The sequence below is a fragment of the Variovorax sp. CAN15 genome, assembly GCF_030462475.1.
GTDB lineage: Bacteria > Pseudomonadota > Gammaproteobacteria > Burkholderiales > Burkholderiaceae_C > Variovorax.
On record NZ_JASMRZ010000128.1, the window covers coordinates 1 to 9,086 of the forward strand.

Below are 9,086 nucleotides of genomic sequence, written 5' to 3' on the forward strand. Positions count from 1 at the left end.
ACTGAAGATCGCGGTCGGCCAGCCATTCGCGGATTTCGGCGCTGGCAACCGCGAGCAGCGGCCGGTAGATATCGAGCCCGTTGCGCCGCGCATGCGCCGGCATCGCCGCCAACCCCGGGAGCCCCGCGCCGCGCGACAGCGCGAGCAGCAGGGTCTCGACCTGATCGTCGGCATGGTGCCCCAGCGCGACGGACCTGATCGCCGTCCTCGCCCCATCCGCTTGTGCCATCACGGCAAACGCCGCGTAGCGAGCCCGGCGGGCGGCGTCTTCAGGACTTTCGCCCGCCGCATGGCGCGCATCGACGCGATGGACGACCAGCGGCACGCCCAGTCGCTCACACGTCGAGCGGCAATGCTGCTCGAAGTTGTCTGCTGCCGTCTGCAGCCCGTGATGCACATGGAAGGCGACCACCTGACCCGGCCAGCGCGCCACGCAGGCGGCCAGCAAGGCAGTCGAATCGGCGCCGCCGCTGAACCCCACCGCCAGCGGCCAGTGCGCCGGCTCGAACGCGGCAATGGCGCGTTCGAAAGCGGAGTTCATGGCACAGCCCGGGTGGGGATCACCTGCTGCTGTCGGCCTTGGTGTCGTTGAAGCGGCCGTAGCTCTGCAGGCGCTCGTAGCGGCGCTCCAGCAGTTCCTTCGGCTTCAGGTCACTGACCTGGCGGAAGGCATCGTTGAGGGCGCGCTTGAGGAACGCAGCCATCTGGCGATGGTCGCGGTGCGCGCCGCCCACGGGCTCGTTCACGATCTTGTCGACCAGGCCCAGCGCCTTGAGGCGGTGCGCGGTGATGCCCAGCGCGTCGGCGGCTTCCTGGGCCTTCTCGCCGGTCTTCCAGAGGATGGAAGCGCAGCCTTCGGGGCTGATCACGGAATAGATCGAATACTGCAGCATCAGCAGCTGGTCGCCGACCGAAATGGCCAGCGCGCCACCGGAGCCGCCTTCACCGATGATGGTGACGATGATCGGCACCTCGAGCTGCGCCATCTCGAAGATGTTGCGGCCGATGGCTTCCGACTGGCCGCGCTCCTCGGCATCGATGCCGGGGTATGCGCCGGGGGTGTCCACGAAGGTGAAGACCGGCAGCTTGAACTTCTCGGCCGTCTTCATCAGTCGCAGCGCCTTGCGGTAGCCCTCGGGCTTGCTCATGCCGAAGTTGCGCGCGGTGCGCTCCTTCGTGTCGCGGCCCTTCTGGTGGCCGATGACCATGCAAGGCACGCCGTTGAAGCGAGCCAGGCCGCCCACGATCGACAGGTCGTCCGAGAAATGGCGGTCGCCGTGCAGCTCGACGAAATCGGTGAAGATTTCGTTGACGTAGTCCAGCGTGTAGGGGCGCTCGGGATGCCGCGCGATCTTGGTGATCTGCCAGGGCGTCAGGTCGCTGTAGATGTCCTTGGTGAGCTGCTGGCTCTTCTTGCCGAGCTGATCGATCTCTTCAGAAATGTCGACCGCGGATTCGGTCTGCACATAGCGCAATTCTTCGATCTTTGTTTCGAGCTCGGCAATCGGCTGCTCGAAGTCGAGGAAGGTTCGTTTCGCCAACGTCTTCTCCTGTTTATTTCAATTTGCTKCCCGCCCATCCACCGCACCATCCATTCCAGGAACACCAAGGAACCGGCTTTGCCGGGCCTCAGGTGTTGCCCCCTCGAGGGGGTTGGCGAAGCGACACGAAGTGCGCGCAGCCTGGGGGTGTTGCTAATACGCGACTGGAGCGGGATCCAGCGATCGCCAAATATACCAAGTCGCCACGCTGCAATAAGGCGCCCATGCCACTGCGACGTCGCGGGCATCGCTGCGGCTGACCGGGTCACCCGAGAAGTAGTTGACGCTGATGCCGTTGAGCAGCCCCAGGTCGTCAACGGGCAGCACGTTCGGGCGCATGAGGTGGAAGATGAGGAACATCTCGGCAGTCCAGCGGCCGATGCCGCGGATGGCCACGAGTTCCTCGATGATCTGCTCGTCGTCCATGTCCTTCCATGCATCGACGTGCACCAGGCCCGAATCGAAATGCAGGGCCAGGTCGACGAGGTACTCGATCTTGCGCGCCGAGAGCCCTGCCCCGCGCATGTCGTCGACCTTGAGCTTGAGCACGTTGGCCGGCGTCAGCTTGCGCGGCAGCGCGGCGAACTTGTCCCAGACCGACTGGGCCGCCTTCACCGAGATCTGCTGGCCGACCACGCTGCGCGCGAGCGTGGTGAACGCATCGCCGCGCGACTCAAGGCAGGCGTCGCCGAACTTCGGGATCAGCCGCTTCATCACGCGGTCCTTGCGGGAGAGGTGCTTGCACGCCTCTTCCCAATAGTCCGGCGTGTAGATCGTGACGCTGGACTTCCTGGGGGCAGGCATGGGGTTCGTCGTTCCGTTCACTGCGCAGCCGCCCAGGTCGTGCCCGTGGGCGAATCCTTGAGCACGATGCCCTGCTCGAGGAGTTCCTGGCGAATGCGGTCGGCTTCGGCGAAATTCTTCGCAGCCTTGGCGGCGGCGCGCGCGTCGATCCTGGCCTGGATGGTCGCATCGTCGAGCGTGCTGCCCGCCTGCAGGAAGGCCCGCGGGTCGCCCTGCAGGATGCCCAGAGAAGCGGCCAGCGCCTTCAGCAGGCCGGCGGTCTCGGCGGACTTGGTTCGGTTGACTTCGCCGGCCAGCTCGAACAGGACGGCAATGGCTTCGGGCGTGCCGAAGTCCTCGTCCATGGCGGCCCTGAAGCGCGCGGCATGGGGCTGCGTCCAGTCGACGACCACCTCGGCCGGCACGACGAGGTCGAGCGCGGTGTACAAGCGCTTGAGCGAATTGCGCGCGTCGTCGAGGTGCGCGTCGCTGTAGTTGAGCGCGCTGCGGTAATGCGTGCGCACCAGGAAGAAGCGCAGGGTCTCGGCGTCGTACTTCTGCAGCACCTCGCGGATGGTGAAGAAGTTGCCCAGGCTCTTCGACATTTTTTCGTTGTCCACGCGCACGAAGCCGTTGTGCACCCAGAAGCGCGACAGCGGCTTGCCGTTGGCGCCTTCGCTCTGAGCGATCTCGTTCTCGTGGTGCGGGAACTGCAGGTCGGCGCCGCCGCCGTGGATGTCGAAGGTTTCGCCGAGCGTGGCGCAGCTCATGGCCGAGCACTCGATGTGCCAGCCCGGTCGGCCGGTTCCGTAGCCGCTTTCCCATTTGGCATCGGCGGGTTCGGTCGGCTTGGCGGCCTTCCACAGCACGAAGTCCAGCGGATCCTCCTTGCCGTCGAGCACGGCGACGCGTTCGCCCGCATGCAGTTCGTCGAGCGACTTGCCAGACAGCTTGCCGTAGCCCGGAAACTTGCGCACCGCGTAGTTCACGTCGCCGTTGTCGGAGCGGTAGGCCAGGCCCTTCTGCTCGAGCTTCTCGATGATGCCGAGCATCTGCGGCACGTATTCGGTGGCGCGCGGCTCGACGGTGGGCGGCTCGATGCCGAGCGCACCGATATCCTCGTGCATGGCCGCGATCACTTCGTCGGTCAGCTGGCGGATGGTGATGCCGCGCTGCACCGAGCGGGCGATGATCTTGTCGTCGATGTCGGTGATGTTGCGCACGTAGGTCACGGCGTAGCCGCTGGCGCGCAGCCAGCGCTGCACCACGTCGAACGCCATCATCATGCGGGCGTGGCCGATATGGCAGAAGTCGTAGACCGTCATGCCGCAGACGTACATGCGCACCTGTCCCGGTTGCAATGGGGAGAATTCCTCCAATTCACGCGACAGCGTGTTGTAGATGCGCAGACTCATGAGATTCGGAAAACGTCGTTTCGCGCACGTGCGTCACGGGCGAAAGACGGTGTTTTTCAGGGGTGGCCGGGACTGTGTTCGCGAGGGGGTCGAGATAGCCCCTCGGTTACAATCCGGTCAAGTATAAACGGCCGCCGTCGGGTAGCGTCCGGGTGTTCCCCAAGCCCGCGCCCCCCGAGTTCGCTCCCCTCATCTCCCCCCAAAATCCGTCGAGGCTTCATGAAGCACTCCGCTTTCTCCAGACTCTCCATTGCCTTCGCACTGCTCTTCAGCCTCTGGGGCTCCGCCGCACATGCGAACGAGTACGACGACGTGAACGCACTGCTGCGCCAGGGCAAGTCGAACGAGGCGCTGGCCAAGGCCGACACTTACATCGCCGGCAAGCCGCGCGACCCGCAGATGCGCTTCCTGCGCGGCGTGATCCTCACCGAGCAGAACAAGCAGGCCGAGGCCATCACCGCCTTCACGCAGCTCACGCAAGACTTCCCCGAGCTCTCCGAGCCCTACAACAACCTCGCGGCGCTCTATGCCTCGCAAAGCAAGTTCGACCAGGCACGCGCCGCGCTCGAGCAGGCCATCAAGCTCAACCCGAACTACGCCACGGCCCACGAAAATCTCGGCGACGTGTACGCCCGCCTGGCCGCGCAGGAATACGTGCGTGCCCAACAGTTCGCCAGCACCAACGCCAGCGTCGCGCCCAAGCTCGCGCTGATCCGCCAGATCTTCACTTCGAAGACCGAAGCCGAGGCGGCCGCCCTGCCCGCCGCACCGGTGGTCATCCGCAAGCCGGTCGGCCGCGCAAGCAAGTAATCTGTCGCCGCCGCCGCGGCACCGCCACGGTGTCAACGGCGCGGCACCGTTCCTCCATCGCATACGGAGCCTCATTTGACGATCAACTCCTTCTCCCGTTTCAGCCGTCGCGGCGCCCTCGTGCTGGCCGCCGCATTCGCATTCGCCGCCGGCGCCCATGCGCAATCGGCCACGCCGCGCGTCAAGCTCGCCACCTCGGCGGGCGACATCGTGGTCGAGCTCGACGAGGCCAAGGCGCCCAAGACAGTCGAGAACTTCCTGCGGTACGTCAAGGACAAGCACTACGACGGCACGGTCTTCCACCGCGTGATCGACGGCTTCATGATCCAGGGCGGCGGCTTCACGGCCGACCTGCAGCAAAAGCCCACGCGCGCCCCCATTCCGCTGGAAGCGAGCAACGGCCTGAAGAACGACAAGTACACGATCGCCATGGCCCGCACCGGCAACCCCAACTCGGCGACCTCGCAGTTCTTCATCAACGTGAAGAACAACGACTCGCTCAACGCGCCCAACCCCGACGGCTACGGCTACACCGTCTTCGGCAAGGTCGTCTCCGGCACCGACGTGGTCGACAAGATCCGCGCGGTCGCCACCGGCAACAAGGGCGGCATGCAGAACGTGCCGCTCGAGGCCGTCACCATCAAGTCCGCCACCGTGGTGGCAAAGTAATCCCTTTCAAGTAGGAGTCCTCTCATGAGCAACCCCCAAGTCGAACTGCACATCAAGAACCTCGGCGTGATCACGCTTGAACTCGACGCAGCCAAGGCGCCGAAGTCGGTCGAGAACTTCGTCGCGTACGTGAAGAAGGGCCACTACGACAACACGGTGTTCCACCGCGTGATCCCCGGCTTCATGGTGCAAGGCGGAGGCTTCGAACCCGGCATGAAGCAAAAGCCCACCGACGCCGAGATCCAGAACGAAGCCAACAACGGCCTGAAGAACGACAACTACACCGTGGCCATGGCCCGCACCAGCGCGCCCCACTCGGCCACCGCCCAGTTCTTCATCAACGTGGCCGACAACGGCTTCCTGAACCACACCGCTCCCTCCGCCCAGGGCTGGGGCTATGCCGTGTTCGGCAAGGTCATCGCCGGCACCGAAGTGGTCGACAAGATCAAGGCCGTGAAAACGGGCCGCAAGGGCTTCCATGACGACGTGCCGCTCGAAGACGTCGTGATCGAAAAGGCCGTCGTCACCGTCGAATGACAAGCAACCGGCGCAACGCGGCGGCAGCAACCGCATGACCACGGTGGCGAACCCGGCTTTTCCGGAGCTGGTGGCGCCGCCCGCGTGGCGCACGGTCGACCTCATTTCCGACTTGCACCTGCAGGCCGGCGAGCCCGCCACCTTCGAGGCCTGGCAGGGCTATCTGCAGACCACGCCGGCGGATGCGCTCATCATCCTCGGCGACCTGTTCGAGGTGTGGGTGGGCGACGATGCCGCCACCCAGCCTGGCGAGCCAGCGACCTTCGAGGCCCAGTGCGCCGAACTCCTGCGTCGCACCGCGCGGCGCCTGCCCGTGTTCTTCATGCACGGCAACCGCGACTTCCTCGTCGGTCCCGCCTTCGCGTCGCAATGCGGCCTCACGCTGCTCGATGATCCGACCGTGCTGGTGCTGCACTCCCAGCGCTGGCTGCTGAGCCACGGCGACATCCTCTGCCTCGAGGACACCGAATACCTGAAGTTCCGCGCGCAGGTGCGCACGCCCGAGTGGCAGGCCGCGTTCCTCGCCCGGCCGCTGGAAGAACGCCGCGCGCTCGCGCGGTCCATGCGCGTGCAGAGCGAAGACCGCAAGCGCAACCCGTCGATGGTCTGGGCCGATGTCGATACGCCAGCCGCGCGCGACTGGCTGCAGCGGGCCAATGCCCACGCACTGGTGCACGGCCACACGCACCGCCCCGCCGATCACGACATGGGCGACGGCTTGCGCCGCATCGTCCTGAGCGACTGGGATGTCGCCGCGCATCCGCCACGCGCGCAACTGCTGTGCCTCTCGACCGCCGGTGCGCAGCGCGTCGACCTGCGCTAGCCGCGCCGCCGCCAGCAATGTTCAAGTGGCTGCGCCGCCTGCGTGCCCTCCCCCCGATACCCGAAGCCGCGTGGCAGGCCACGCTCCGGCGTTACACCTTCCTCGGCGCGCTGCCTGAAGCCGACCGCCAACGGCTGCGCACGCTCACCGCCGAGTTCCTGCGCGACAAGGAATTCCATGGCGCCAAGGGCTTCACCATCACCAACGAGGTGGCGCTGGCCATTGCCGCGCAGGCCGTCCTGCCGGTGTTGCACCTGAAGGGCGGGCTGAACTGGTACGACGATTTCGTCGGCATCGTCGTGCACCGCTCCGAGGTGGTGGCGCGACGCAAGGTGGTCGACGAAGCGCAGGTGGTGCACGAATACGGCGAAGTCGTGGCTGGCGAAGCCATGGAGCGCGGTCCCGTCATGCTGAGCTGGGACGACGTGCTGGCCAGCAGCATCACCAGCGAGCGCGGCTACAACGTGGTGATCCACGAGTTCGCCCACAAGATCGACATGCGCGGCGGCGACGCCAACGGCTGCCCGCCCCTGCCGCCCGGCTTCGCGGGCCAGCGCGGTTCGCGCGCGGCGCGCCAGGCGTGGCTGGCCGTGCTGCGCCCCGCCTACGACGACTTCCGCGAGCAGACCATCAAGGCGGAGCGTTTCGGCACCGGGGCGCCGTGGCTCGACGCCTATGGCGCCACGTCGATCAGCGAGTTCTTCGCGGTGGCCTGCGAGGCCTACTTCGTGAACCGCCCGAACTTCGCGCGCGACTTCCCGGGAGTGCTCGCGATCTTCGATGAATTCTTTTTAACCAAAAGACCCTGAACGCTCGCCTGTTCTCAGTTGTTTGCCATCTTCTTGATAGCAACAACCTGGTCCATGGAGTGAAGCTCAAAGGCCAGCCCGTGGTGCCGCTGGCCGGCGTGCAGAAGATCATGGAGTCCAAGGACCAGGCCGCCGCGGCGTCGAGCGCCGTCACCGACCAGGCACGCTGATCGTCGGCGCCCATGCCTTGCTGCAGGGCATCGGCGAGAAGACCTGAGTTCGGCTGATCCGCCATTGCCCCAAAGAAACAGGCGCCTCGCGGGGCGCCTGTTTCCTGGAACGCCGCTTTACGCTCTTGCTTACTTGCGCAGCAGCGCCTTCAGCGCGTTCTGCAGGCGACGCGCGCTGGCAGCATCGTGCGCCGCAGCCAACACCTTGCCGGCATCCTGGCCCCAGGTCTGGGAGGGAGCCGGGTCACCACGCTTCGTCAGCAGCTTGAGCTGCAGGGCACGGCGCGCATCGAGCTGCTCGGCGGGTGTCGGCACTTCCGCCGCCATTTCGAGGCGCAGCAGCGCTTCGGCGGCGTCGTTCGCCGCGGCCGTAGGCGCGGAGCCAATGGCTTGCGACCAGCCGCTGCGCACCGCCGGCGTGACGGCGCGGCCCAGCTCCTGGACGCTCGGCAGACGGCTGGCATCGCGCTGCTCCCAGGCGCCCAGCACCTGGGTCAGGGCCTCGCCGTGCGCCTGCGCGGCAAGCTTGCGCAGCGCCAGGTCGGCGCGTTCGAGCGCTTCGCGCTGTGCGCGGAAGGCGGCATCGCCAAGGCGCGGGCCGCGATCTTCGCGCGGCGGACGGTCGCCGAAACGGCCACCGGGGGCACCGCGATCGCCGCCACGAGGGGCCCCACGGTCACCGCGGTCACCGCCGGGGCGACCCGGGCCACCAGCACCGGGACGGCCGCCGTCGCGGCGGTCGCCGAAGCGGCCACCGGCAACACCGCGCGCAGGCGCCGCCTCGGCCTTCTTGCTGCTCGGACGGTCGTCGCCGCGCATCGCCACGACGGGCTTGGGCGGGGCCTTCGGCGCCGCTGCCGGTGCTTCGACCACTGCGGCGGCTTCACCGGCGTCGTGCGCCGCGCCATCGGTGCGTGCCGAAGCGTCGGCACCGTCAGCGGGTGCCACGAGGTCGGCCGAAGCGGCGGGCGCCGCGGCTGCATCGGCGGGCATGCCGGGCAATGCTTCCGCGTCGCTCGGGCTCGGCGCTTGTTCAGCGCTTTCACTGAATTCGGCGGCGGCCTGCCCCGGCGCCACGACCTCGGTCGCACCGACCGACGGACCGTCGGCCTTCGGCGGGGGCGGCGGCGCCTCGCCGCGCAGCGCGCCTTCGAGGCGGGCGATGGCGGCACGGATCTTCTGCGCATCGCCGCCGGCATTGGCCGCGTCGAGCGCCTTGGACGCCTCGAGCACATTGCGATCGTGTTCGCTCATGGCGGCCGACGCCTTTTCGCGCTCGGCGGTCTTGCGGTTGAAGGCCTCGTCGATTGGGGCGCGGAAGGCGTCCCACAGCTTCTGTTCCTGGCGGCGGTCCAGCGGCACGCTCTGCGCCTCGGCCTACCTCGCCAAGCAATACAGCACGATCGCCGTCGTCGGCATCGTGCTCGCGATCCTGATCGCCGTGTTCCTCGACCTCACCACCGCCGCCGGCTTCATCGTGGGCGCGGTGCTCTCCGGCGCCTGCGGCTTCATCGGCATGAACGTCTCGG

11 protein-coding genes are annotated in these 9,086 nt (G+C 67.1%); 6 read left to right on the forward strand and 5 right to left on the reverse strand.

The annotated features are described in order from the left end of the window. From tilS to cysS, 4 genes are all read right to left on the reverse strand, one after another. A partial coding sequence (gene tilS / locus QMO14_RS31840; RefSeq protein WP_301512065.1) for a tRNA lysidine(34) synthetase TilS occupies positions 1-541 on the reverse strand: 541 nt, incomplete at its 3' end. 19 nt (positions 542-560) lie between these two features. Next, positions 561-1,541 (reverse strand): acetyl-CoA carboxylase carboxyltransferase subunit alpha, encoded by a 981-nt coding sequence (locus tag QMO14_RS31845; protein ID WP_301512066.1) that lies wholly within the window; start codon positions 1,539-1,541, stop codon positions 561-563. A gap of 153 nt (positions 1,542-1,694) precedes the next feature. Beyond that, positions 1,695-2,345: a DNA-3-methyladenine glycosylase gene (locus QMO14_RS31850; protein WP_093306189.1), complete on the reverse strand. Its 651-nt coding sequence runs from the start codon at positions 2,343-2,345 to the stop codon at positions 1,695-1,697. A gap of 17 nt (positions 2,346-2,362) precedes the next feature. Continuing rightward, positions 2,363-3,739, reverse strand: a complete 1,377-nt coding sequence (cysS, locus tag QMO14_RS31855; RefSeq protein WP_301512067.1) for a cysteine--tRNA ligase — start codon at positions 3,737-3,739, stop codon at positions 2,363-2,365. A 219-nt stretch (positions 3,740-3,958) separates the two neighbouring features. Here cysS and QMO14_RS31860 point away from each other — a divergent pair, with 219 nt between their 5' ends. The 5 genes from QMO14_RS31860 to QMO14_RS31880 all read left to right on the forward strand — a co-directional run bounded on the left by QMO14_RS31860 (position 3,959) and on the right by QMO14_RS31880 (position 7,387). Further along, on the forward strand, positions 3,959-4,549 hold the full coding sequence (locus QMO14_RS31860; protein ID WP_301512068.1) for a tetratricopeptide repeat protein: 591 nt from the start codon (positions 3,959-3,961) through the stop codon (positions 4,547-4,549). A 75-nt stretch (positions 4,550-4,624) separates the two neighbouring features. Continuing rightward, the gene (locus tag QMO14_RS31865) at positions 4,625-5,218 is read left to right on the forward strand and encodes a peptidylprolyl isomerase (RefSeq protein ID WP_301512069.1); all 594 of its coding nucleotides are present in this window, start codon (positions 4,625-4,627) and stop codon (positions 5,216-5,218) included. 24 nt (positions 5,219-5,242) lie between these two features. Next, positions 5,243-5,755 (forward strand): peptidylprolyl isomerase, encoded by a 513-nt coding sequence (locus QMO14_RS31870; protein WP_301512070.1) that lies wholly within the window; start codon positions 5,243-5,245, stop codon positions 5,753-5,755. A 34-nt stretch (positions 5,756-5,789) separates the two neighbouring features. Next, complete coding sequence (locus QMO14_RS31875; protein WP_301512071.1) at positions 5,790-6,578, forward strand: UDP-2,3-diacylglucosamine diphosphatase; 789 nt, start codon at positions 5,790-5,792, stop codon at positions 6,576-6,578. A 17-nt stretch (positions 6,579-6,595) separates the two neighbouring features. Next, positions 6,596-7,387: a zinc-dependent peptidase gene (locus QMO14_RS31880; RefSeq protein WP_301512073.1), complete on the forward strand. Its 792-nt coding sequence runs from the start codon at positions 6,596-6,598 to the stop codon at positions 7,385-7,387. A 299-nt stretch (positions 7,388-7,686) separates the two neighbouring features. Here the strand turns inward: QMO14_RS31880 and QMO14_RS31885 are convergent, their stop codons facing one another. Next, a complete protein-coding gene (locus QMO14_RS31885; RefSeq protein WP_301512074.1) occupies positions 7,687-8,811 on the reverse strand; it encodes a hypothetical protein in 1,125 nt (374 codons plus the stop codon). Between QMO14_RS31885 and QMO14_RS31890 the strand changes: the two genes are divergently transcribed. Continuing rightward, on the forward strand, positions 8,810-9,086 hold a 277-nt coding region (locus QMO14_RS31890; RefSeq protein ID WP_301512076.1), incomplete at its 3' end, for a sodium/proton-translocating pyrophosphatase. The two genes, QMO14_RS31885 and QMO14_RS31890, sit on opposite strands and share 2 nt — an antisense overlap.

Excerpts from the sequence above, each read along its gene's own strand:
- QMO14_RS31850 (WP_093306189.1), bottom strand. The coding sequence starts at position 2,345 with ATGCCTGCCCCCAGGAAGTCCAGCGTCACGATCTACACGCCGGACTAT.
- cysS (WP_301512067.1), bottom strand. The coding sequence starts at position 3,739 with ATGAGTCTGCGCATCTACAACACGCTGTCGCGTGAATTGGAGGAATTC.
- QMO14_RS31860 (WP_301512068.1), top strand. The coding sequence starts at position 3,959 with ATGAAGCACTCCGCTTTCTCCAGACTCTCCATTGCCTTCGCACTGCTC.
- QMO14_RS31870 (WP_301512070.1), top strand. The coding sequence starts at position 5,243 with ATGAGCAACCCCCAAGTCGAACTGCACATCAAGAACCTCGGCGTGATC.
- QMO14_RS31875 (WP_301512071.1), top strand. The coding sequence starts at position 5,790 with ATGACCACGGTGGCGAACCCGGCTTTTCCGGAGCTGGTGGCGCCGCCC.
- QMO14_RS31880 (WP_301512073.1), top strand. The coding sequence starts at position 6,596 with ATGTTCAAGTGGCTGCGCCGCCTGCGTGCCCTCCCCCCGATACCCGAA.
- QMO14_RS31885 (WP_301512074.1), bottom strand. The coding sequence starts at position 8,811 with ATGAGCGAACACGATCGCAATGTGCTCGAGGCGTCCAAGGCGCTCGAC.